Raw genomic sequence first — 21,672 nt, forward strand, 5'->3', positions numbered from 1 at the left:
ACCGGCGAGGGCAAGACCCTGGTCGCCGTGGCCCCGGTGTACCTCAACGCCCTGCTGGGCAAGGGCGTGCACGTCATCACCGTCAACGACTATCTGGCCCGCCGCGACGCCGAATGGATGGGCCGGGTCTATCGTTTTCTGGGCATGGAGGTCGGCGTCATCGTCAACGGCCTGTCCTCGGGACAGCGTCAGGCCGCCTATGCGGCCGACATCACCTACGGCACCAACAACGAATTCGGCTTCGACTATTTGCGCGACAACCTGGTCTATGACCGCAAGGAGATGGTGCAGCGTCCGCACCATTTCGCCATCGTCGACGAGGTCGACTCCATCCTGGTCGACGAGGCGCGCACGCCGCTGATCATCTCGGGCCCGACGGAAGACCGGTCGGACCTGTATCTGATCGTCGACGGGATCATCAAGGAACTGATCCAGGACACGACGACCTTCGATCTGGACGAGAAGCAGCGTCAGGCGCTGCTGACCGAGGAGGGCTCCGAGAAGATCGAACAGATCATGGAGGAGCGTCAGCTGTTCGCCGCCGACACCACCGGTCTGTACGACGCGGCCAACATCACCCTGGTCCACCACATCAACCAGGCCCTGCGCGCCAACACCCTGTATCAGAAGGACAAGGACTACATCATCAAGGCCGGCGAGGTCATGCTGATCGATGAGTTCACCGGCCGCATGATGCAGGGCCGCCGCCTGTCCGAAGGCCTGCACCAGGCCATCGAGGCCAAGGAGGGCGTGAAGATCATGCCCGAGAACCAGACCCTGGCCTCGGTCACGATCCAGAACTATTTCCGCCTGTACGAGAAGCTGTCGGGCATGACCGGCACGGCCGCGACCGAGGCCCAGGAATTCCTCGACATCTACAAGATGGACGTCCTGGAAGTGCCGACCAACCGGCCGGTCAAGCGGATCGACCACGACGACGAAATCTTCCGCACCACAGCCGAGAAGAACCAGGCCATCGCGGCCCTGATCGCCGAATGCCACGTCAAGGGTCAGCCGATCCTGGTCGGCACGGTGTCGATCGAGAAGTCGGAAACCCTGTCCGAGCTGCTCAAGACCTATGAGTATGAGGTCACGCTGAAGACGCTGAAGCCGCAGCACGCCCATCTGCTGGAGGCCGTGACCAGCGAGGACGAGAAGACGCGCCGCGAGGCCAAGAAGGCCTATCAGGCGCTGAAGGACGAGGATTTCGACATCGAGGTCCGGACCGGCAAGGGCATTCCGCACAGCGTGCTGAACGCCCGCCAGCACGAGCAGGAAGCCTATATCGTCGCCGACGCCGGCCTGCCCGGCGTGGTGACCATCGCGACCAACATGGCCGGCCGCGGCACCGACATCCAGCTCGGCGGCAACCTGGAAATGCGCCTGCAGAAATGGCGTCAGGACCTGCGTAACCTCGCGCAGGAAATCACCCCAGAGATGGAAGAGGCGGAAGAGGCCCGTCTGAAGGCCGATATCGCGGTGCAGAAGCAGAAGTCGCTGGCCGCCGGCGGCCTGTTCGTGCTCGGCACCGAGCGCCACGAGAGCCGCCGCATCGACAACCAGCTGCGCGGCCGGACCGGCCGTCAGGGCGACCCGGGCACGTCGAAATTCTTCCTGTCCTGCGAGGACGATCTGCTGCGCATCTTCGCCGGCGACCGCCTGGACGGGATCATGCGCAGCTTCGGCGTGGCCGAAGGCGAGGCCATCTCGCACCCGTGGCTGAACCGCGCCGTCGAGACCGCCCAGAAGCGGGTCGAGACCCGCAACTACGACATCCGCAAGAACCTGCTGAAGTACGACGACGTCGTGAACGACCAGCGCAAGGCCGTGTTCGAGCAGCGCCAGGAGTTCATGGACTCGACCGACCTGTCCGAACTGGTCGGCGAGTTCCGCAACGACGTCATCACCGACCTGATCGAAAAACACATGCCGCCCAAGGCCTACGCCGAGCAGTGGGACATCGACGGCCTGAACGAGAAGGTGAAGTCCACCCTCGGTCTGGACCTGCCGCTGCACGACTGGGCCGCCGAGGAAGGCGTCTCGAACGAGGAGATCGAGGAACGGGTCGTGGCCGCCGCCGACGCCCGCGCCGCCGAGCGTCTCGAGCAGATCGGCGCCGAACAGACGCGCGGTCTCGAGAAGCAGTTCCTGCTGCAGATGATCGACATGCAGTGGCGTGAACACCTGGTCCATCTGGACCACCTGCGCGGCGTCATCGGCCTGCGCGGCTATGGCCAGCGCGATCCGCTGAACGAATACAAGACCGAGGCCTTCAACCTGTTCGAGACGCTGCTCTATGAGCTGCGCCACAATGTCACCCGCTGGCTGATGACGGTCGAGTTCCGCTTCGAGGCGCCGCCGGCGATGGACATGCCGGAGTTCCAGGAAATCCACCTGAACCCGGGCACCGGCGAGAACGAGATGTCGAACCCGCTGGCGCAGAACCCGGAAGGCATGGCGCAGGGCGACGATCGCGCCCGCCTGCCGGTCGACGTTCTGCCGGTCGGCTGGGAGCGCACGCCGCGCAACGCCGACTGCCCCTGTGGATCGGGCCGGAAGTTCAAGCACTGCCACGGTAGCCTGATTTAGGGCGCTAACGCTCGCGACGCGGTCGCTCGCTGCTTGAGCGCGTGACCGTGCCTCGCTATCGGCCGAGGGCGTTCGCCGACGGGAGAGACTGATGGCCGCTCACAAGGACCTGTTCTCCCGCGCCCTGTCGCTGGACCCGGAGCGGCTGCATTTCGCGGCGCACAGCCATCACCTGTGGCCGGACGCGAGCTTCGACGGCCAGCTGCGAGCCTGGGTCGAGGCAAACCAGTTCGCCGACCGGAAATGGGACCTGATCTTCGGCGAGGTCATCCCCGAGGCCCAGACGCATGTGGCGCGCGAGCTGCACCTGCCGTCGCCGGACACGGTGGTGTTCGCCCCCAACACCCATGACCTGCTGCTGCGGATCGTCTCGGGCCTCGAGCGCAAGCCGGTCCGCATCCTGTCGACCGACGGCGAGTTCCACTCGTTCCGGCGTCAGGCGCAGCGCTGGGAAGAGGCCGGCGAGGCGGTCATCACCCGCGTGCCCCTGCATCCGTTCGAGACCTTTGACGAGCGGTTCGTCGAGGCGGCGGAAGGAGGCGCCTTTGATCTGATCCTGGTCAGCCAGGTCTTCTTCCGGACCGGTCAGGTCTTCGGCCGGATCGCCGATCTGGCCGCGCTCGCCGATCCGGCCGGGCCGTGGGTCGTCATCGACGGCTATCACGGATTCATGGCCCAGCCGACAGACCTGTCAGCGGTGGCGGACCGGGTTTTCTATCTGGCAGGCGGCTACAAATACGCCATGGCGGGCGAGGGCGTCTGCTTCCTGCATGCGCCGGACGGCTACTGCCCGCGGCCGGTCGTGACCGGCTGGTTCGCAGAGTTCGGGGACCTGTCGGGACCGCCGGGCGGGGTCGGGTATCGCAGCGACGGCGGCCGCTTCTGGGGCGCGACATTCGACGTGTCGCCCCTGTACCGGTTCAACGCCGTGCGGCGGATGCTGGACGAGGCGGGGCTGGCCACGGCGGACGTCAGCGCCCATGCCCAGGCCCTGATGGCGCGGTTCCAGACGGCGGTCACGGGCGGAGAGGCCGGGCGGCTGGCGTCGGCCGAACTGATCAATCCGCTGACCGGCGACGCCCGGCGCGCGCGGTTCCTGGCCTACCGGCATGACGACGCCCCGGCGTGGAAGTCGCGGCTGCTGGAGGCAGGCGTGGTCACCGATGTACGCGACGACGTGATCCGCTTCGGCTTCGGCCTGTATCAGGATGCCGATGACGTCGAACGGCTGATCGCCGCCTGCAGGCGGGCGCTTTAATCCATTCAGCTATTCCGCTCATCCCGCGAAAGCGGGGATGAGCGGATCAGTAACTGGGCCTCTGGCCGCTCTAGAAAAACGTCGTGTCTTCCGACTGCTTCGCCTCGGGCGCCTTGCGCGGGGCGGGCGGGGTCGCAGGCGCGGGCGTCGGGGCCGGGGTCGCGCCGGGCGCCGGGGCGATCGGCGGCAGGGTCGGATAGGGCAGGCTTTCGGGGCTGCCGTCGCCGGGGAAGGCCTGCGCCCCGTCGGGTGCGCCGGGCGCGACGACTGGCGGGTCGAGGCGGTCGGGGGCGTCCAGATCGTCCCGGATGAAGACCCAGGAGCGGCTGTCGGTACAGGCGCAGGCCTTCATGAAGCCCTCGCGGTCGCGCCAGATGACCAGCGGATAGCGCGTTTGCAGGCCGGCCTCCTTGAGGTCGGTCGTCAGGCGGGCGACGAAGGAGCGCCCGGCCTCGACCACGGCGCCGCGCGCCAGATTGCCGTCGGCGGCCGGAATGCCTGCGGCGGTCCAGTTGCGCACCGGGGTGGCGGTCCAGCGCTGGTACAGGGTCCAGTCGCGGGTCAGCCAGAGCTCGGCGATGGTGGCGCGCTCCGCGGCGGTGGACTGGGCCAGACCTTCACGATCCGGGCGGGCGAACAGGATGATGCGGGCCTCGATGCCCGCGGCGCGCAGCTTGGGAATCTCCTCGCGCTCGTACCGGGCCATGGCCGCGGAGTCGCGATAGCCGATGATGTAGAGCGGCTCACCACCGCCACCCGCCGAGACCCAGGACGCCTCGTCCAGCAGGCGCTGGATTTCGGCTTGATTGCGGGTCACCGTGACGGGCTGGAACCGCGCATAATAGGTCCAGTACGCCCAGTAGGCAGCCCCGGCGAGGACCAGGCCGATGACGGCGGCCAGGGCCGACCAGATAAAAAAGCGACGCATGGGGGAAGGCGCTCCAGCTTCACGGTTCGCAGAGGTTAACGCCTAGCACCGAATTGGGTTGTCGCGCACGCCTGTGAGGCGAGCGATCAGTCGGAAGACCGCATGGCGGCGACCGACCAACGCACGATGGTCTTGTCCTCCTGCTCCGCGCCGAGACGGGCATAGAAGCGACGGGCATCCAGATTGTCGGACTTGACCTCCCATCGCGCGGCCAGACCCTGCCCGGCCGCCACCTGGCCGAACCGGCGCATCAGCGCAGCGCCGGCTCCCAGACCCCGAACGGACTCGTCCACAAAGAGGTCGTCGAGGTTCAGATAGTCGGCACCGCGCCAGATGCCGTAGCAGCGAACCCAGGTCAGATAGCCGACATCCCGCCCATCCCGTTCGGCCAGCAGGCAGCCGAAGGCCGGCGGCTCCGCGGCGAGCGCATCAGCCAGACCGGCCGGGGTCGCGGCGAGGTAAGCCGCCTCCCCCTGATTGTCCGCAAGGCCGCACATGAGGCGGTAGAGACTGGCGGCGTCAGCGGGCCCGGCGGTCCTCAGGGTCACGGGCTCCAACGAACATCACCCCATCGTCGGGATGACGAAGCTGGAGTCCGCGTGCTCCAGGTCGCTGTCGGGCCAGCGGGCGGTGACGGTCTTGACCTTGGTCCAGAACTTCACACCCTCCATGCCGTGCTGGTTGGTGTCGCCAAAGGCCGAGCGCTTCCAGCCGCCGAAGGTGTGATAGGCGACCGGCACGGGGATCGGGACGTTGATCCCGACCATGCCGACATTGACGCGGGCGGCGAAATCGCGGGCCGCGCGGCCGTTCTGGGTGAAGATGGCGACGCCGTTGCCGTACTGGTGTTTCGACGGGAGGTGCAGCGCCTCCTCGAAGCTGGCGGCGCGGACGATCTGCAGCACAGGGCCGAAAATCTCTTCCTTGTAGGATTCCATCTCGGGCGTGACGTGGTCGAACAGCGAGGGGCCGATGAAATAGCCCTTTTCATGCCCCTGCAGGGTGAAGCCGCGGCCGTCGACGACCAGTTCGGCGCCTTCGCGCACGCCGGTCTCGATCCAGCCCTCGACGCGGGCCTTGTGCTGGGCGGTGACGACCGGGCCGTAGTGGGCGCCGGCGTCGGTCGAGACGCCGACCCGCATGGTCGGGATTTCGGCAACCATACGCTCGCGCAGTTCGTCGGCGGTCTTCTTGCCGACCGGGACGACGACCGGCAGGGCCATGCAGCGTTCGCCGGCCGAGCCGTAGGCGGCGCCGGACAGGTCCTTGATGACCTGGTCCATGTCGGCGTCGGGCAGGACGATGCCGTGGTTCTTGGCGCCGCCCATGGCCTGGACGCGTTTCCCGTGCGCCGCGCCGGTCTGGTAGACATAGTTGGCGATGTCGGACGAGCCGACGAAGCTGACGGCGTGGATCTGCGGATGGGTCAGGATGGCGTCGACCGCCGCCTTGTCGCCGTGGACGACGTTCAGCACGCCCGCCGGAGCGCCGGCTTCCATCATCAGCTCGGCCAGACGGACCGGCACCGAGGGATCGCGCTCGCTGGGCTTGAGGATGAAGGTGTTGCCGACGGCGATGGCGACGCCGAACATCCACATCGGGATCATGGCCGGGAAGTTGAACGGGGTGATGCCCGCCACAACGCCCAGCGGCTGGCGCATCGAATAGACGTCGATGCCGGGGCCCGCGCCCCAGGTGTATTCGCCCTTCAGCGCATGCGGGATGCCGCAGGCGAACTCGATGACTTCCAGACCGCGCTGGATGTCGCCCTTGGAGTCGGCGATGACCTTGCCGTGCTCGGCCGACAGCAGTTCGGCCAGTTCATTGACGTTGGCCTCGACCAGCCGTTTGAACTCGAACATCACCCGCGCCCGGCGCTGGGGGTTGGTCGAGGACCAGCCGTCGAAGGCGTGCTGGGCGGCCTGGACGGCGCGGTCCATCTCGGCGACCGAGGCCAGCTGGACGCGGGCCTGGACCTCGCCGGTGTTGGGGTTGAACACGTCCGAGAAGCGGCCCGAGGCGCCCGTGAAGCTGGCGCCGTCGATGAAGTGGTGGATGTCGCGCATGATCGGAAACGGTCCTGGAAAACGAAACAGTCGGGTCGGATGGGCAGCGGTTTAGCCGCTGGCCCGCGCGTGCGCCAGCGTCTCTAGACGGCGGCGTCGAACAGGGCGTCGCGGGCGATGTCGGCCTGGAGCATGGGGAAGAAATGGGTCCCGCCCGGCACGGTCCCGACGGTGACATGCGGCAGACCGCGCGGGTTCTCCGGCAGGCGGCAGGGCGAGGCCCCCTCGGCCATGAGCACCGTCACCGGGCAGTCCAGCTGTTTCAGGGCGCGCCAGGGGTCGTGGCTCTGGGCGGCGTAGTTGGAAGCCTCCCAGGCCGGGTCGCAGGCCAGGGTGTAGCCCTCCGGCGTCTCGACAAGGCCGTCGGCGATATAGTCGGCCAGCATCATCTCGGGCCACCCGCGGAAGGCGCCGCGGCCCAGATAGCCGGCCATGGCCTGTTCCCGGCTGTCGAAGACCCGACGACGCCGCAGGGCGCTCCGGACCAGCGGGATGCGCGAGGCGATCCGGTCCAGAAGCGGCAGTTTGAAAGCCGCAACGGCCCAGCGGCTCCAGATCACCGGATCGAACAGGACCAGACCCCCGACGCGGTCGGGCCGTTCCGCCGCCGCCAGAAGCGCCGAGGTGCCGCCCATCGAGTGACCGGCCAGGATCACCGGCGGGCCGTCCAGCGCATCCAGCAGGGCGACGAGGTCGTCCCGATGGTCGTGCCAGTCGCGGCGCCCGCCGCCCTCGGCCGGCAGGGTCGTGCCGCCATGGCCGCGCAGGTCGGGGGCCCAGATGCGGAGACTGCCGGACAGGGGCGCCAGCAGGGTGCGGTAGGTCAGGGCGTTGAAGCCGTTGGCATGAACGAAAATCAGGTCGACAGGCCGCTTCGGGTCGCCGAAATCCAGCACGCTCATCTGGCCCTCGCCCCAGCGGTTCGACACCGGAAGGCTCAGACGACGGGGCGGGGAGAGCCGGATCGCATCCATGGGGGGCAGATAGGGTCTGGGCCCGGGTTTTGCCAGCGCCCTATTGGCAGGCCGGGCAGCGGCCGTGGGCCTCGATGGTGGTGCGGGCGATGACATAGCCGGCGGCCTCGGCCGCCCGGCCCAGATCACCGGCGACCGGGGCGGACACCTCTGCCGTGGCGCCGCAGCAGTCGCAGATCAGGAAGGCAGCGGCGTGGTCGATCGAGCCGGAGGTGCAGGCGACATAGGCGCTGATCGAGGCGATCCGGTGGACCAGACCCTTGCGTTCGAGGAACTCAAGGGCGCGATAGACCGTCGGCGGCTTGGCCGGCTGGCCGTCCTCGCCGAAGCGGGCGATCAGATCATAGGCCTTCACCGGCTCGCCGGCGGCCAGCAGCAGCTCCAGCACGCGCAGGCGCGGTGGGGTCATGCGCTCGCCCTCGGCGGTCAGGCGCAAATCGGCCGCCTGCATGGCCCGCGCGACATCGGCGGCCCCCGGGGGACCGTCGGCATGATGGTGGCCGCAAGAGTCGCTCATCCCCCTGAGCTAGGCCCTCGGGCGCGGTCCCGCAACATCGGGCCCTTGACGAAGCGTGATGTTATCTCATAACACCACATCTTCGCCTGTGTACGGATATCCCCATGAGTCTCGCGTTTGTCTCCCGCGCCGCCCTTCTGACCGCCGTGGGCTGGGCCGCCCTCGCGGGCGCCGCCGCCGCCCAGAACGCGCCGCGCCCGGCCGAGCTGGACGACGTCATCGTCACCGGCACACCGTTCGGAGTAACGGACCGGGCCAGCCTTCTGGCCGTCGAGGTGCTGGATGAAGAGGATCTGGCCGTCGCGCCGGCCTCGACCCTGGGCGACCTCGTCAACGGCCTGCCCGGCGTGCGGAGCACCAATTTCGCCCCGGGCGCCAGCCGTCCGGTGATCCGCGGCCTGTCCGGCCCACGCGTGCAGGTGCTGACCAATGGCCTGGGCATGATCGACGCCAGTTCGGTCTCGCCCGACCATCAGGTGGCGGTGGACCCGGCCGAGGCGCGCCGCATCGAGATCGTGCGCGGCCCCTCGACCCTGGTGTTCGGCGGCTCGGCCATCGGCGGGGTGGTCAATATCATCGACGACCGCATTCCCACCGAACCGGCGGAGGGAGGCCTTCAGGGCCACCTCAGCGCCCAGGCCTCGACCGTCGATGACGGAACCAGCTTCGGCGGCCGGCTGAAGGCCAACGCCGGCCCGCTGGTCTTCACGGCGGACGCTTTCACCCGGTCCGCCTCTGACTTCACCGTCCCGGTCTTCCCGGAGTCGCAGCGCCTGCTGGACGAGGAGGGCGAGGAGGCCGGCGACGAGCGCACGGTCGAGAACACCTTCGTCGAGCTGGACCAGTATGGCGCGGGCGTCAGCTGGATCGGGTCGCGCGGCTATCTGGGCCTCTCGGTCAAGCACGTCGAGACGACATATGGCGTGCCGGGACATGAGCATCACGACGAAGACCATGATGATGATCACGATGACGATGATCACGACGAACACGGCGAAGAGAGCGTCTCCATCGGCCTCGAGCAGACCCGCTATGACCTGCGCGGCGAACTGACCTTCGACGCCGGCCCGTTCAGTGCGGCGCGCCTGTCGGCCGGCTGGGCCGACTATGAGCACACCGAGTTCGAGGGCGATGAGGTCGGCACCCAATTCTTCTCCGAGGGATACGAGGGCCGGTTCGAGCTGATCCAGCGCGAACGGAACGGCTGGCAGGGTGTGGTCGGGCTTCAGCTGCTGGACCGCACCTTCGACGCAGTGGGCGACGAGGCCTATGTGCCGCGCACCCAAATCGCGGAACAGGGGCTGTATACGGTCCAGCGGTTCGACCGCGGCGGCCTGGGCTTCGAGGGCGGACTGCGGCTGGACAATCGTTCGCTGGAGAGCCTGGCGGGCGATCGCGATTTCACCAATGTGTCGGCCTCGGCCGGCGCCTTCTTCCGGCCCTCGGCGCCGCTGTTCCTGGGCCTGAGCGTGGCCCGCAACGAGCGGGCGCCGAGCGAGGTCGAACTGTTCGCCGAGGGGGCGCACATCGCAACCGGCGCCTTCGAGGTCGGGGACATCGATCTGGACAGCGAGGTCGCGACCTCCGTCGAGGGAACCGTGCACTACGCCTCGGGTCCCTTCGAGTTCGACCTGCACGCCTATCACGCGAGCTATGACGGCTTCATCGACCTGAGGCCGACCGGCCTGGAAGACCCGGATTCCGAACTGCCGATCTTCGCCTATGTCCAGACCGATGCGACCTTCCGCGGCTACGAGGCCGAGGCCAGCTACCGGCTCTGGGAAGCCGGGGACCGGAGCCTGGTGCTGTCCGGCGCGGCTGACTGGGTGCGCGCGTCGACGGATCTCGGGCCGGCGGCGCGAATCCCGCCATGGTCGGTCACGGCGGGCCTGGACTGGACCTCACGCCTGTTCGACGTCGGGCTTGAGGTGCGCCATGTCGCCGGGCAGGACCGCATCGCCGCGTTCGAACTGCCGACCGACAGCTATACCCTCGTCAATCTGAAGGGCTCCGTGCGGCCGTTCGCGGACCGCAATGTCATCCTCTTCGCCGAGGCCGCCAACCTGACGGACGAGGAGGCGCGCGAACACGCCAGCTTCCAGAAGGACATCGCGCCGCAGCCGGGTCGCAGCCTGCGGGTGGGGGCGACCTACCGGTTCTGAACCGCCCCGGCAGAATCGGGTGGGGAGCGAGCCGGTTTGCCGCCCTGACGTGTCTGCGCTAGACACGCGCCTTCCTTCCTCAACAGAGCTCGTTTCGCGTCCATGACCGACACCACCTCCACCGCCGGTCTGTCCGGCAATGTCCTGTTCTACGGCAAGCCCGAGCCCCTGTCGGTCGAGGCCCACGGCACGCTGGGTGTCGACCCCGTTGAAAAGCCTTACGGTTTCGTGGCCACGACCAATCTGGTGCCGCTGACCGTCACCGAGTTCGCCCCGGCCGCCCTGTCCTATCCGGTGATCTTCGTCGGCGACGCCAGGATGCCGGTCGCCGTCATGGCCCTGCGCGGCGGCGAGAACATGTTCGTCAGCGACACCGGCGAGTTCCGCCCCGAGGCCTATATCCCGGCCTATGTGCGCCGCTATCCGTTCGTGTTCGCCAATGACGAGGTCCAGAAGCGTCTGATCCTGTGCGTCGACCGCGACGCGCCCTTCATCAAGGACGGCGGCGCGACGCCGCTGTTCATCGACGGCAAGCCCTCGCCCTACGTTGAGCAGGCGATGGAGTTCTGCAACAATTTCGAGCTGGAGCGTCAGCGCACCGACGCCTTCGTCAAACTGCTGACCGATCTGGACCTGTTCGACACCCGCGAGGCCGTGTTCACGCCCCGCAATCCCGACGGAACCTCGGCCGCGCCGCAGAAGATCGCGGAATATTTCGCCGTCTCGGAAGACAAGCTGAAGGCCCTGCCGGCCGAGAAGCTGGCCGAACTGCGCGACAACGGCGCCCTGGGCCAGATCTACGCCCATCTGGTGTCGCTGCTGGGCTGGGATCGCCTGATCGCCATGACCTTCCAGAGGAACGCCGCAGCGGCGCAGGCCGCGGCGGGGAACGCCTGACGAGTGGCTAGTGGCTAGTGGCTAGTGGCTAGTGGCTAGCCAGCGTTTCGCAAAACAGAAACCCCGTCCGGTTCGTCCGGGCGGGGTTTTTCATTGGCTAAGCAGATGCCTGGCTCACACTAGCCACTAGCCACTAGCCACTAGCCACTCCCGCCGCGTCAGCGGCGGGCCAACAGCGACCGTGTCAGGCACGAGAAGACCAGACGGCCGGCTTCGTCGAGCAGGTCGTGCTGGGCGATGACGATGCCCTTTTCGTCGCCGACGGGGTCCTTGCCCATGACGGTCATCCGGCCGCGCATCAGCTCGCCGGCGGGCGGGTTGCGCATATAGCGAAGGCCGTCGACCGCCAGCACCTTGGACTGGGCCCAGCCCGCGGCCTTGTCGGCGAACAGCCGGCTCCACAGCGCATAGACCATGGCGTCCGGGGCGCCGTAGGAGGCGTCCCAGCCCGGCAGGAACCGTTCGACGAAGACATCCAGCGCGCCGGCATCGACCATACAGGCGCCGAGGGGCACGACCTCGCCGACGCCCAGATCTTCAAAATGGACGTGCAGCGGTTCGGTCATCCATTCGGTCCTATCAGCCTGCAGGCTCTTCCGACACCCGGACCAGCAGCTTGCCGTCGTGGTCGCCGGTGAACAAGCGGTTCAGCGAGTCCAGCGCCCCTTCAAGACCGTCGTCGACGTGGACCTTCCACTTGACCTCGCCGCTCTGCAGCCACGGGCCCATCTCGGCGACCATCTCGCGGGCGCGATGGGCGTAGTCCAGCACCAGGAAACCCTGGATGTTGAGGCGATGGGTGATGATCCGGCTGAAATTCGGCGAGGGCGGCATCTTCGTGGCGTTGTAGGCCGAGATCAGGCCGCAGACCGCCATCCGGCCGTGGGTCTTCAGGCGGTTGAAGACGGCGATCATGATGTCGCCGCCCACATTCTCGAAATTGAGGTCGATCCCGTCGGGCGCCAGTCGGTCAAGCGCCTCGCCCACGTCCTCATTCTTGTAGTCGACGGCGGCGTCGAAGCCGAGCTCTTCGGTCAGCCAGCGGCATTTGTCGGCGCCGCCCGCGATGCCGATGACCCGGCAGCCGCGCGCCTTCGCCACCTGGCCGGCGATCGAGCCCACGGCGCCGGCGGCGGCCGAGATGACCAGTGTTTCGCCCGCCTTGGCCTTGAGCACGTCGGTGACGCCGAAATAGGCCGTCATTCCGGTCATGCCGAGAACGCTGAGGTTGGCGGTCAGGGGCATGCCCGGCGCGCGGTGCACCTGCCGCAGCTCCATCTCATTGACGACGGCATAGTCCGCCCAGCCGCCTGACATGGGCGTGACCACGTCGCCGGCGCGGAACCGGCTGGAGCGGCTTTCCTCCACCACGCCCAGGGTCAGGCCGCGCATGACGCCGCCGATCGGCACCGGCGGCAGGTAGCCCTCGGCGTCGTTCATCCAGGTGCGGTTGGTGGGGTCCAGCGACAGATAGACGGTGCGGACCAGCACCTGGGATTCGTTCAGGGCGGGAACCGGCGCCTCGACCAGCTCCAGGTCGCCCGGCTGGATCAAACCCCGGGGCCGCTGGCGCAGCACCCACTGACGATTCACGCGAGCCATGGCCATCTCCGGGTCTGTATGGGGTTTTCTTTGTGAACCCGCATAGTCTGCAAGCCGCGGCCCGCTGTCCAGCGCGCGAAAAGAAAAAGGCGGACCGGGAGGTCCGCCTTGAAGTGGCATCATCGAGAATGAGGCGCGGAGGCGACAGGCCGATTTGCATCGGCCTCAAGTCGGGGGGGCGTCGTCGCCTCCGCAGGAGAACAACGGCGGATCCGGCATCCGGTTCCCGGCGTCCTGAATCTTTTTTCGCCTGGAGAGCGACCCCGGAACGGCGGCGCTTCGGCCCGCGTTCATGTGGGTCAGACCCATCGCTCACGGAGCCGCGCCATGACCCATCCATCTCCGCACGACAAGGCCGCTGACGCGGTGCATGAAGGCCGCCCCGTCGAGGCGCAGTATGTTCGCGGCGGTGGCAAGGGTCGGCGCATCCTGACCATTCTGGTGGTTTCGCTGGCGGCCGTCGCCGTGCTGCTGCTCGGCATGTGGTTCGTCAGCCAGGGCGGCTTCGCCGAGACCAACCCCAACACCGGCGCCCAAGCCGTCGATGTGGAGGCGTTCGACAACACCGGCGCAGCTCCGGCTCCGACGCCCGCCCCCCAATAGGCGGAGACAAAAAAGCCCCGGTCCTGCGACCGGGGCTTCTTCTCTGTCCGGGGAGTGGCTCTATGCCGCCGCCTTCTGACGCGACGGGTGGAAGAACAGAGCCTGGCTGATCGCCGCCTTCACCGTTTCCGGCTGGAAAGGCTTGGTGATCAGGAAGGTCGGCTCGGGCCGTTCGCCGGTCAGCAGGCGCTCCGGGAAGGCGGTGATGAAGATGACCGGCACGTCGATCCGCTTGAGGATGTCCTTGACCGCGTCGATGCCCGAAGAGCCGTCGGCCAGCTGGATGTCGGCCAGAACCAGACCGGGCCGGTGACGCGCGACCGCGTCGACGGCCTCGTCATGGGTGGTGGCGGTTCCGGTGACCCGATGGCCCAGTTCCTTCACCAGACTTTCGATGTCGGCCGAGATGATCGCCTCGTCCTCGATGATCAGGACGTCGGTGGCCAGTTCGGCGTCGATGTCGGTCTGGGCTTCGGTGATCAGGCGCTCGACGTCATGGGCGTCGGCGTCGAGGATCTGGGCGGCTTCGGAAGGGGTGAAGCCCTCAAGCGCAGTCAGAAGGAAGGCCTGGCGCGAGCGCGGGGCGATGCGCAACAGCCGGCGCGAGGCGTCGTCGTCGCGTCCCTCCAGACCGCTCTTGTCTTCAAGTTGCGCGCCGGTGGTCGTCCAGATGGCGTGGAAGACATGATAGAGCGCCACGCGAGGCGTCATATCCGTCGGCAACTGCCGCTCGCCGGCGGCGAGGGCTTCAAGCGCGACACGAACATAGTTGTCGCCCGTGGTCTGGTCCCCGGTCAGCGCGCGGGCGTAACGACGGACGTAAGGCAGATGCGGCGCAAGGCGGGCCAGCAGGCTCATATAGGAATTCCCCGACGAAGGCGGCTCCCACCTTGGAACCGCTGCAGGCCTCGTCAACGTATCAAATCGGCCACGGTTCCGCTTCCGTGAACAAGCTTGAGCATTTATCACCCGTTCCATAGGAACCGGGCTTGCGGGGCGGCGTTTCGGCACTCGCAACAACATCGTCAGGGTGGCGGCCGTTTTCTCGATGACAGATAAATCCAATCCCCCGGTCAAGCCTCCCAAGGGTGGCGCAAACCTGGAGGAATCCCGGCTTCGGCAGCAGGCGATCGGCGTCAAACTGCGTCATATGTTCGATGAGGTCGTGAACGAGCCGGTTCCCGACGAATTTCTCGACATCCTGCGCCGGGCCGATGAGCGTTCCTCCGGAGGGGGCGGCGAATGAGCGGCGCCTCCAGCGCGCCGCCCAAGCCGCCTTCAGCCGACGACGACGCCTTCAAGCGCGAGCTGGTCGTGCTGATCCCGCATCTGCGGGCTTTCGCGCGGACCCTGACCGGCGATCCGACCGCGGCCGATGATCTGGCGCAGGACGCCATGATGAAGGCCTGGGATGCCCGCGCCAGCTATCAGATGGGCACCAATATGAAGGCGTGGACCTTCATGATCCTGCGCAACCAGTTCTACTCCGAAAAGCGCCGCTCGTGGCGCCAGACGCAGCTGGACCAGGAGGCCGCCGAGCGCACCCTGGTGGCTGTGGATGATCCGGAATCGCCCGTGGCGCTGGACGAACTGCGTCTTGCCCTGAACACCCTGCCCGAAGAGCAGCGCGAGGCGCTGATCCTCGTCGGCGCCGGCGGCTTCGCCTACGAGGAGGCCGCCGAAATATGCCAGTGCGCGGTCGGCACGGTGAAGAGCCGGGTCTCGCGGGCTCGCAAGGCCCTGCAGGCGACGCTGGATAAGGGCGGCTATGCGCGCGACGGGCGCGCCGCCGGAGATGCCATGCGGTCCATCCTGGCCGCCGCGGACCGTCTGAGCAGCGTCAGGCAAGGCTGACGCTGTGGTCCGGTTCGGCCGAGCGCTCGCAAGGGGACTGGGAGGGGGTCCGAGGGCCCAGAGATTCCAGGGCATCCGCTTCCGTCTGGGTCTCTGGCTGGCCATCGCCCTGCTGCCCCTGCTGATCCTTGGCGGCTTTCAGGCCGAGTCCGCGTTCCGGGCCCAGGACGCCGAACGCCGCTCCGACCTGCAGCGGGCCGCCGAACGGAGCGCCGCCAGCGCCAAGGCACGCCTCGACAGCACCGGCATCCTGCTGATGGCCTTGAGGCCAGAAGCCCTTGAGATGTTTTGCCAGCCGCGGCTGAGCGATCTCGTCGGCCGTCTGGACGGTCTGGACGGGCTTGCGCGGTTGACGGCGACCGGCGCTACGGCCTGCGCCTCAGACAACCTCGCTTCAACGCCTCCGGCCTGGTTGACCCGGGCGCAATCCAGCCCCTGGTTTGACCGACTTCGCGCGGGCGAAGGCACCGTGCTTGCGCGCGCCCCGGCCGGCGTCGGCCACCCGGCTGGGCTGATCGTCGCGATCCGGCTGGAGCGACCCATGGGCCGGTTCGACGGCGCCATGGTCGCCCTGATCCCCCTGTCCAGCCTGCAGCCCGACATCGACGATCCGTCCTTGCCCGAAGGCTCGCAGGCGGCGCTGACCGATGCGGACGGGCGACTTCTGACGGCAACCGACATCGACGCCTTCACCTTGACGCGTGGCGAGTCGTTGACCGGCTGGGTCCAGCGGGCGCGCGCCGGCGCCTCGGCGATCTTCGAGGCCGACGACGCCGCCGGCCGACATCGGGTCTATGCCGGGGCGGCCCTGGCCGGACGGGATGTCTACGCCCTGCTATCGGCGCCGGCGCCGGGGCTGCTGTCCTGGGCGCGGCTGAACCCGGTCGGCGCGCTGTTCATGCCGCTGCTGGCCTGGCTTCTGGCCTTCACCGCCGTGATGTGGGTCAGCGAGCGGATCGTGGTGCGCTGGCTGAACTATCTGGAGCGGGTGGCGTCCATCTATGCGAAGGGCCGGTTCTCGGTGCGTCCGGTCCAGGCCATGAACGCCCCGGCCGAGATCCGCGTGCTGGCGCGAACGCTGGACGAGCTGGCCGAATCCATCGTCACCCGCGACGCCGCCCTGACCGCTTCGCTGGAGGAAAAGGACGCGCTGATGCGCGAGATCCACCACCGGGTGAAGAACAATCTTCAGATCATTTCGTCCCTGCTGTCGATGCAGCAGCGGGCCCTGACCGATCCGGCGTCCAAGGCGGCGGTCGGCGATACGCGCCAGCGGATTTCGGCGCTCGCCCTGATCTATCGCACCCTCTACCAGAGCGACGACCTGCGCTATGCCGACGCCCGCGTCTTCCTGACCGAACTGGTCGGGCAACTGGTCGCCAGCGAAACGGGGCGCGGTCACCTCGTCACCTCGTCGGTCGAGGCGGACTCGCTGGTCGTCGATCCTGACAAGCTGGCGCCGCTGGCGCTGTGGCTGGTCGAGGCCGTGACCAACGCCCAGAAGCATGCTTTCAGCGGACGCGGCGGCGATCTGAAGGTCCGGTTCTTCGTGCACGGCGAGACGAGCATTCTGGAGGTCCAGGACGACGGACCAGGCGTCAGCGAGACCTTCCGTGCGGGCGTGGGGCGCACCCTGATGGGCGCCTTCGCCAAACAACTGCGAGGGTCCGTCGAACTGGTCCCGGCCGAAGGCGGGGGCATGATCGCCCGCATGACCTTCGCCACGCCGGAGGCGGTCGTGCCGACGGACCCCGCCGACCTTGGAACCGGCGCCGCGCCGCGACGTTGATAGTCCAGACGCCGCCTCCCCGGCCTCAAGGAGTTCGACCAATGCGCAAGATTTTCGTCCTGTTCGCCGCCGCCGCCGCCCTGACCACCGCCGCCTGCAATACCGTCTCCGGCGTGGGCCGTGACGCCTCGGCCGCCGGCCAGGCCGTGACCGGCGCCGCCGAAGACGCCAAGAACTAGGACGCCCCCTTCCCGACCGCGATTCCCCCCGACGCGCGGTTCGGTTGAAGAAGGCCCGCCGGCATCCCCCCGCCGGCGGGCCTTCGCTATTTGCGCCGCCGGCAACGCCGTCTAGCATCCCCGTACAGGCGTCCGCAGAGACGCCATGACGCGGGGAGGCATCGATGACGGCTACCAAAGAGACACGGGCAGAACCGGGCCTGAGAACCGTGGTGGCGGCCTCTGCCACCGGTACGGCCTTCGAATGGTACGACTTCTTCGTCTTCGGGGCCTTGGCCACTGTCATAGCGCGGCATTTCTTCGCCGAGGCGGGTGAAACCGTCGCCTACATCCTGGCGCTGCTGACCTTCGGGCTCGGCTTCGTGGTCAGGCCACTGGGGGCGCTGGTGTTCGGCTGGTTCGGCGACCGGACCGGGCGCAAGACCACCTTTCTGGTCACCATCACCCTGATGGGTGTCGCCACCGTCGCTATCGGCCTGCTGCCCGACTACAACCAGATCGGCATCGCCGCCCCCATCCTGCTGCTGGTCATGCGCATGCTGCAGGGCTTTGCCCTGGGCGGTGAGTACGGTGGGGCGGTCGTCTATGTCGCCGAACACGCCCCGGCCAAGAAGCGTGGCCTGATGACCGGCTGGATCCAGACCACCGCCGCACTGGGCCTGATCGGAGCCCTGTCGGTGATCCTGATCACCCGCGCCATCGTCGGGACCGAGGCCTTTGACGAATGGGGCTGGCGCATTCCCTTCCTTCTGTCCGCCCTTCTGCTGGGTGTCTCGCTCTGGATCCGGCTCAAGCTGAACGAAAGCCCGGCCTATCGCCGGATGGAGGCCGAGGGCGGTGAACGCCGCGCCCCGTTCAAGGAGGCCTTCGGCACCTGGCGCAACGGCCGGTTCGTCCTGATCGCCCTGTTCGGGATCATGATCGCCCAGGGCGCCGTCTGGTACTGCGGCTATTTCTACGCCCGCTTCTTCATGGAACGGGTGCTGAGGGTCGACACCAACACCATCGATCTGGTGATGCTGGCGGTGACCGCCGTCTCGGCCTTCCTCTATGTCTTCTTCGGCTGGATTTCGGACCGGATCGGGCGCAAGCCGGTCATGCTGTTCGGCATGATCCTGGCCCTGATCGCCATCTTCCCGGGCTTCCAGGCCCTGACCCGGGCGGCCAATCCCGCCCTCGCCGAAGCCCAGGCCTCATCGCCGATCGTCGTCATGGCCGATCCCGCCACCTGCGCCCTGCAGTTCGATCCGATCGGCAAGACCGCCTTCGCCAGCTCCTGCGATATCGCCAAGAACGTGCTGTCCAATGCGGGTATTTCGTACAGCAATGTCGAGGCCGAGCCCGGCTCGGTCGCCGTGGTCCGGATCGGCAGCATCGAGATCCCTTCGGTCGAGGGCGAGGGCATGGACCCGGCGGCGCTGAAGGCCGCGCGGGCCGGTGTCGAGACCCGACTCAAGGCCGCCCTTCTGGAGGCGGGCTACCCCGCCGTAGCCGATCCCGAGCGGATCAACCTGCCGATGGTGTTCGGCATATTGATGATCTTCATGGTCGCGGCCACGGCCCTGTATGGACCCCAGGCGGCCGCCCTGGTCGAGCTGTTCCCGACGCGGGTGCGCTACACGGCCATGAGCCTGCCCTATCATGTCGGCACGGGTTGGGTCGGCGGCATGCTTCCCGCGGCCAGTTTCGCCCTCGTGGCCTGGTCGGGGAACATCTATTTCGGCCTCTGGTACACCCTCGCCTTCACGGCGGTCGCCGTCGTGGTCGCCCTGATCTGGCTGCCGGAGACAAAGGGGCGCGATATGGACGCGATCGGGTCCTGAGCGATGGCGGCGAGGCGGAGTCGGCTCAAGCCGCTGGTTTGGCCGGTCTCGCTGCTGGTTCTCGGCGGCGTGGGCGGCGGGCTGGCGGATTACGCCGTCGGCCGATGGCAGGACTACGGGCTGTACAGCCTGACCCGGCCGGTGGCCGACCTGCTGATGATCGTCGGCGCGGTCTGGTTGGTGGTGGCGGTGATCGGTAAGGTGCGCGCTCAGCGAGGCTGAGGTCAGACCTTCCTGAGGCTCGCGATGAAGGTTTGGACCTCATCATTCATCCAGTGAGCGCCCACCGACCAGAATCGGGCGAGCGCCTCGTGATTCAGCTTCACCCAATCGATCACCAACGGTGCCCTGCGATTAAGGTCGCGAGCCGCCATGCTGCTGGCTAGCACGCGCGGCTCCGACGCTACTGCAACGGAAAAGCTCGACTGACCCGGCCCGGTCTTCAGGTAATATTTCACCCGAGGACCGTGGGACCCCATGGCGGTCGAGATCATGATGACGCCCGGCACCCCGTCCTCTCTTCGCCCAAATTCGCCATGTCGAAGATGTCCTCATCGTCGAGCGCGCCAATTTCCTCGTCGAGCGTCGGCTCACGATCGGTCCAGACAGCGGGTTTTTCGGAGAAGCCCATCAGATCAGTATCCGCGCAACGAATGGTTGTGTCAAACCGGCAAGGCTCCCCGCTTGACCACCGTGCGCATGGCCACGCTGGACGACACGCGGGTCACGCCGGGGATGCGGGTCAGTTCGCGTGAGTGCACCCTTTCCAGGTCGTCGACATCCCGCACCACCAGCCGCAGCAGATAGTCAGAGCCGCCGGTCATCAGATAGCATTCGACCACCTCAGGCACGGTTGAGATGGCGGTCTCGAAGGCGGTCAGGGAGGCCTCGGCCTGGGAGGACAGGGTCACGGTCACGAAGACGCTGATCGGCAGGCCGACGGCGCGCTCGTTGATGATGGCGGTGTAGCGACTGATCACCTCGGCCGCCTCGAGCGCCCGCAACCGGCGCAGGCAGGCACTCTCCGACAGGTTCACCGCCTTGGCCAGATCGGCATTGGTCATCCGGCCGTCGCCTTGAAGCGCGCGGATCATCTTGCGGTCGGTGTCGTCGAGGGCGACGGCGGAAACAGTCTTCACAGAGAGCCTCGTTCGCAGATTCTGCGACTTTACCCCGATCAGACGATGAAAAGAACAGGAACCTGCGGTGAGACCGCCGCTAGATTGCGGCCCGAAACGGAGCCGCCGCAGATCGGCCCGTCCCCTGTCTGGAAGAGGAAACGGTCATGCGCGTCGGCGTCCCCAAGGAAATCAAGAAGAACGAACACCGCATCGGCCTGACGCCGACGGCGGTGCGCGAATACGTCGCCCACGGCCACACCGTCTCGATCGAGACCGGCGCGGGTCTCGGCGCGGGCTTCACGGACGCAGACTACAAGAAGGCCGGCGCGAAGATCGTCGCCGATGCGAAGACCATCTTCGCCGAGAACGACATGATCGTGAAGGTGAAGGAGCCGCAGAAGGTCGAGTGGGAGATGCTCCGCGAGGACCAGATCCTGTTCACCTACCTGCACCTCGCGCCCGATCCCGAGCAGACCAGGGGCCTGATCGCCTCGAAGTGCGCGGCCATCGCCTATGAGACCGTCACCGACGACCGAAAGGGCCTGCCCCTTCTGGCCCCGATGTCGGAAGTCGCCGGCCGGATCGCCGTCTTCTCCGCCGCCGAGACCCTGCTCAAGCACAACGGCGGCATGGGCCTGCTGTTCTGCGGCGTTCCGGGCGTGGCCCCGGCGCGCGTGCTGGTTCTGGGCGGCGGCGTCGTCGGCCTCAACTCGGCCCGTATGGCCATGGGCCTGGGCGCCGAGGTCGTGGTGCTGGAACGCTCCATCCCGCGCATGGCCTATATCGACGAGGTCACCAACGGCCGAGTCATCACCCGCTATTCCTCGATCGGCGCGATCGAGGAGGAACTGGTCAAGGCCGACGTCATCATCGGCGCCGTGCTGGTCCCGGGCGCCGAGGCGCCCAAGCTGATCAAGCGCGAACACCTCAAGCAGATGAAGCCCGGCTCGGTGCTGGTCGACGTCGCCATCGACCAGGGCGGGTGTTTCGAGACCAGCCACGCCACGACCCACGAAGACCCGACCTATGTCATCGACGGCGTGGTCCACTACTGCGTCGCCAACATGCCCGGCGCCGCCCCGCGCACCTCGTCGGAAGCCCTCAACAACGCCACCCTGCCGTTCGGCCTGGCGCTGGCGGACCACGGTCTGGAAGCCCTGAAGAAGAACCCGCACCTCGCCCGCGGCCTGAATGTGCTGAAGGGCGAACTGACCTATCCGGCCGTCGCCGAGGCGCTGGACATGCCGTGGAGCGATCCGTTCGGGGTGTGGGCCAAGGGGTAGTCCGCCGCCTGCCGGAACGGGCGCGGG

At 67.5% G+C, this 21,672-nt stretch carries 23 protein-coding genes; 12 read left to right on the plus strand and 11 right to left on the minus strand.

Annotated features, from left to right (window positions below):
- On the plus strand, positions 1–2,589 hold a 2,589-nt coding region (gene secA / locus B3E43_RS15925; protein WP_292031267.1), incomplete at its 5' end, for a preprotein translocase subunit SecA.
- 91 nt (positions 2,590–2,680) lie between these two features.
- Positions 2,681–3,847 (plus strand): aminotransferase class V-fold PLP-dependent enzyme, encoded by a 1,167-nt coding sequence (locus B3E43_RS15930; RefSeq protein WP_292031269.1) that lies wholly within the window; start codon positions 2,681–2,683, stop codon positions 3,845–3,847.
- A gap of 70 nt (positions 3,848–3,917) precedes the next feature.
- On the opposite strand, the gene B3E43_RS15935 is transcribed toward B3E43_RS15930, so the two are convergent.
- From B3E43_RS15935 to B3E43_RS15955, 5 genes are all read right to left on the minus strand, one after another.
- Positions 3,918–4,775, minus strand: a complete 858-nt coding sequence (locus tag B3E43_RS15935) for a hypothetical protein (protein ID WP_292031271.1) — start codon at positions 4,773–4,775, stop codon at positions 3,918–3,920.
- Between the two features lie 86 nt (positions 4,776–4,861).
- A complete protein-coding gene (locus B3E43_RS15940) occupies positions 4,862–5,323 on the minus strand; it encodes a GNAT family N-acetyltransferase (protein WP_292031273.1) in 462 nt (153 codons plus the stop codon).
- 15 nt (positions 5,324–5,338) lie between these two features.
- Positions 5,339–6,841 carry a CoA-acylating methylmalonate-semialdehyde dehydrogenase gene (locus tag B3E43_RS15945; protein ID WP_292031275.1) on the minus strand — a complete coding sequence of 501 codons (1,503 nt, stop codon included), beginning with the start codon at positions 6,839–6,841 and terminating at the stop codon, positions 5,339–5,341.
- 83 nt (positions 6,842–6,924) lie between these two features.
- Positions 6,925–7,815: an alpha/beta fold hydrolase gene (locus B3E43_RS15950; protein ID WP_292031277.1), complete on the minus strand. Its 891-nt coding sequence runs from the start codon at positions 7,813–7,815 to the stop codon at positions 6,925–6,927.
- Positions 7,816–7,855: 40 nt separating this feature from the next.
- Positions 7,856–8,332, minus strand: coding sequence for a Fur family transcriptional regulator (locus B3E43_RS15955; RefSeq protein WP_292031279.1), 477 nt, complete (start codon positions 8,330–8,332; stop codon positions 7,856–7,858).
- 104 nt (positions 8,333–8,436) lie between these two features.
- Here B3E43_RS15955 and B3E43_RS15960 point away from each other — a divergent pair, with 104 nt between their 5' ends.
- Positions 8,437–10,494, plus strand: a complete 2,058-nt coding sequence (locus tag B3E43_RS15960) for a TonB-dependent receptor domain-containing protein (RefSeq protein WP_292031281.1) — start codon at positions 8,437–8,439, stop codon at positions 10,492–10,494.
- A 102-nt stretch (positions 10,495–10,596) separates the two neighbouring features.
- Complete coding sequence (locus B3E43_RS15965; protein WP_292031283.1) at positions 10,597–11,391, plus strand: SapC family protein; 795 nt, start codon at positions 10,597–10,599, stop codon at positions 11,389–11,391.
- Between the two features lie 158 nt (positions 11,392–11,549).
- Here B3E43_RS15965 and B3E43_RS15970 read toward each other — a convergent pair whose 3' ends face one another.
- Both B3E43_RS15970 and B3E43_RS15975 read right to left on the minus strand, forming a co-directional pair.
- Positions 11,550–11,957 carry an acyl dehydratase gene (locus B3E43_RS15970; protein WP_292031285.1) on the minus strand — a complete coding sequence of 136 codons (408 nt, stop codon included), beginning with the start codon at positions 11,955–11,957 and terminating at the stop codon, positions 11,550–11,552.
- 13 nt (positions 11,958–11,970) lie between these two features.
- A complete protein-coding gene (locus B3E43_RS15975) occupies positions 11,971–12,993 on the minus strand; it encodes an NADP-dependent oxidoreductase (protein WP_292031287.1) in 1,023 nt (340 codons plus the stop codon).
- A 327-nt stretch (positions 12,994–13,320) separates the two neighbouring features.
- On the opposite strand from B3E43_RS15975, the gene B3E43_RS15980 reads away from it, so the two are divergent.
- Positions 13,321–13,596: a hypothetical protein gene (locus B3E43_RS15980; RefSeq protein WP_292031289.1), complete on the plus strand. Its 276-nt coding sequence runs from the start codon at positions 13,321–13,323 to the stop codon at positions 13,594–13,596.
- Positions 13,597–13,656: 60 nt separating this feature from the next.
- On the opposite strand, the gene B3E43_RS15985 is transcribed toward B3E43_RS15980, so the two are convergent.
- A complete protein-coding gene (locus B3E43_RS15985; protein ID WP_292031290.1) occupies positions 13,657–14,454 on the minus strand; it encodes a response regulator in 798 nt (265 codons plus the stop codon).
- A gap of 190 nt (positions 14,455–14,644) precedes the next feature.
- Here B3E43_RS15985 and B3E43_RS15990 point away from each other — a divergent pair, with 190 nt between their 5' ends.
- From B3E43_RS15990 to B3E43_RS16015, 6 genes are all read left to right on the plus strand, one after another.
- On the plus strand, positions 14,645–14,842 hold the full coding sequence (locus B3E43_RS15990) for a NepR family anti-sigma factor (RefSeq protein ID WP_292031335.1): 198 nt from the start codon (positions 14,645–14,647) through the stop codon (positions 14,840–14,842).
- On the plus strand, positions 14,839–15,450 hold the full coding sequence (locus B3E43_RS15995) for a sigma-70 family RNA polymerase sigma factor (protein ID WP_292031293.1): 612 nt from the start codon (positions 14,839–14,841) through the stop codon (positions 15,448–15,450). The genes B3E43_RS15990 and B3E43_RS15995 overlap by 4 nt, the downstream gene beginning before the upstream one ends.
- A 4-nt stretch (positions 15,451–15,454) precedes the next feature.
- Entirely contained in the window at positions 15,455–17,239 is a 1,785-nt protein-coding gene (locus B3E43_RS16000) for a sensor histidine kinase (protein ID WP_292031294.1), read from the plus strand.
- A 41-nt stretch (positions 17,240–17,280) separates the two neighbouring features.
- A complete protein-coding gene (locus B3E43_RS16005) occupies positions 17,281–17,418 on the plus strand; it encodes an entericidin EcnA/B family protein (RefSeq protein ID WP_284223291.1) in 138 nt (45 codons plus the stop codon).
- Between the two features lie 164 nt (positions 17,419–17,582).
- A complete protein-coding gene (locus B3E43_RS16010) occupies positions 17,583–19,241 on the plus strand; it encodes an MFS transporter (protein WP_292031297.1) in 1,659 nt (552 codons plus the stop codon).
- A gap of 3 nt (positions 19,242–19,244) precedes the next feature.
- Positions 19,245–19,463 carry a hypothetical protein gene (locus tag B3E43_RS16015; RefSeq protein WP_292031299.1) on the plus strand — a complete coding sequence of 73 codons (219 nt, stop codon included), beginning with the start codon at positions 19,245–19,247 and terminating at the stop codon, positions 19,461–19,463.
- A 2-nt stretch (positions 19,464–19,465) separates the two neighbouring features.
- Here B3E43_RS16015 and B3E43_RS16020 read toward each other — a convergent pair whose 3' ends face one another.
- The 3 genes from B3E43_RS16020 to B3E43_RS16030 are packed head-to-tail and all read right to left on the minus strand — an operon-like array spanning position 19,466 to position 20,380.
- Positions 19,466–19,750 (minus strand): hypothetical protein, encoded by a 285-nt coding sequence (locus B3E43_RS16020; protein ID WP_292031301.1) that lies wholly within the window; start codon positions 19,748–19,750, stop codon positions 19,466–19,468.
- Complete coding sequence (locus B3E43_RS16025) at positions 19,732–19,872, minus strand: hypothetical protein (RefSeq protein WP_292031304.1); 141 nt, start codon at positions 19,870–19,872, stop codon at positions 19,732–19,734. The genes B3E43_RS16020 and B3E43_RS16025 overlap by 19 nt, the downstream gene beginning before the upstream one ends.
- 31 nt (positions 19,873–19,903) lie before the next feature.
- Positions 19,904–20,380, minus strand: a complete 477-nt coding sequence (locus B3E43_RS16030; RefSeq protein WP_292031306.1) for an Lrp/AsnC family transcriptional regulator — start codon at positions 20,378–20,380, stop codon at positions 19,904–19,906.
- Between the two features lie 146 nt (positions 20,381–20,526).
- Between B3E43_RS16030 and ald the strand changes: the two genes are divergently transcribed.
- Positions 20,527–21,645, plus strand: coding sequence for an alanine dehydrogenase (gene ald / locus B3E43_RS16035; RefSeq protein WP_292031308.1), 1,119 nt, complete (start codon positions 20,527–20,529; stop codon positions 21,643–21,645).
- Positions 21,646–21,672: the final 27 nt, after the last annotated feature.

It is taken from the genome of Brevundimonas sp. UBA2416 (assembly GCF_002343105.1).
Classification (GTDB): domain Bacteria; phylum Pseudomonadota; class Alphaproteobacteria; order Caulobacterales; family Caulobacteraceae; genus Brevundimonas.

Coding starts and splice junctions, on each gene's coding strand:
- B3E43_RS15930 (WP_292031269.1), top strand. CDS start 2,681: ATGGCCGCTCACAAGGACCTGTTCTCCCGCGCCCTGTCGCTGGACCCG.
- B3E43_RS15935 (WP_292031271.1), bottom strand. CDS start 4,775: ATGCGTCGCTTTTTTATCTGGTCGGCCCTGGCCGCCGTCATCGGCCTG.
- B3E43_RS15945 (WP_292031275.1), bottom strand. CDS start 6,841: ATGCGCGACATCCACCACTTCATCGACGGCGCCAGCTTCACGGGCGCC.
- B3E43_RS15950 (WP_292031277.1), bottom strand. CDS start 7,815: ATGGATGCGATCCGGCTCTCCCCGCCCCGTCGTCTGAGCCTTCCGGTG.
- B3E43_RS15955 (WP_292031279.1), bottom strand. CDS start 8,332: ATGAGCGACTCTTGCGGCCACCATCATGCCGACGGTCCCCCGGGGGCC.
- B3E43_RS15960 (WP_292031281.1), top strand. CDS start 8,437: ATGAGTCTCGCGTTTGTCTCCCGCGCCGCCCTTCTGACCGCCGTGGGC.
- B3E43_RS15965 (WP_292031283.1), top strand. CDS start 10,597: ATGACCGACACCACCTCCACCGCCGGTCTGTCCGGCAATGTCCTGTTC.
- B3E43_RS15970 (WP_292031285.1), bottom strand. CDS start 11,957: ATGACCGAACCGCTGCACGTCCATTTTGAAGATCTGGGCGTCGGCGAG.
- B3E43_RS15975 (WP_292031287.1), bottom strand. CDS start 12,993: ATGGCTCGCGTGAATCGTCAGTGGGTGCTGCGCCAGCGGCCCCGGGGT.
- B3E43_RS15980 (WP_292031289.1), top strand. CDS start 13,321: ATGACCCATCCATCTCCGCACGACAAGGCCGCTGACGCGGTGCATGAA.
- B3E43_RS15985 (WP_292031290.1), bottom strand. CDS start 14,454: ATGAGCCTGCTGGCCCGCCTTGCGCCGCATCTGCCTTACGTCCGTCGT.
- B3E43_RS15990 (WP_292031335.1), top strand. CDS start 14,645: ATGACAGATAAATCCAATCCCCCGGTCAAGCCTCCCAAGGGTGGCGCA.
- B3E43_RS15995 (WP_292031293.1), top strand. CDS start 14,839: ATGAGCGGCGCCTCCAGCGCGCCGCCCAAGCCGCCTTCAGCCGACGAC.
- B3E43_RS16005 (WP_284223291.1), top strand. CDS start 17,281: ATGCGCAAGATTTTCGTCCTGTTCGCCGCCGCCGCCGCCCTGACCACC.
- B3E43_RS16010 (WP_292031297.1), top strand. CDS start 17,583: ATGACGGCTACCAAAGAGACACGGGCAGAACCGGGCCTGAGAACCGTG.
- B3E43_RS16015 (WP_292031299.1), top strand. CDS start 19,245: ATGGCGGCGAGGCGGAGTCGGCTCAAGCCGCTGGTTTGGCCGGTCTCG.
- B3E43_RS16025 (WP_292031304.1), bottom strand. CDS start 19,872: ATGGGCTTCTCCGAAAAACCCGCTGTCTGGACCGATCGTGAGCCGACG.
- ald (WP_292031308.1), top strand. CDS start 20,527: ATGCGCGTCGGCGTCCCCAAGGAAATCAAGAAGAACGAACACCGCATC.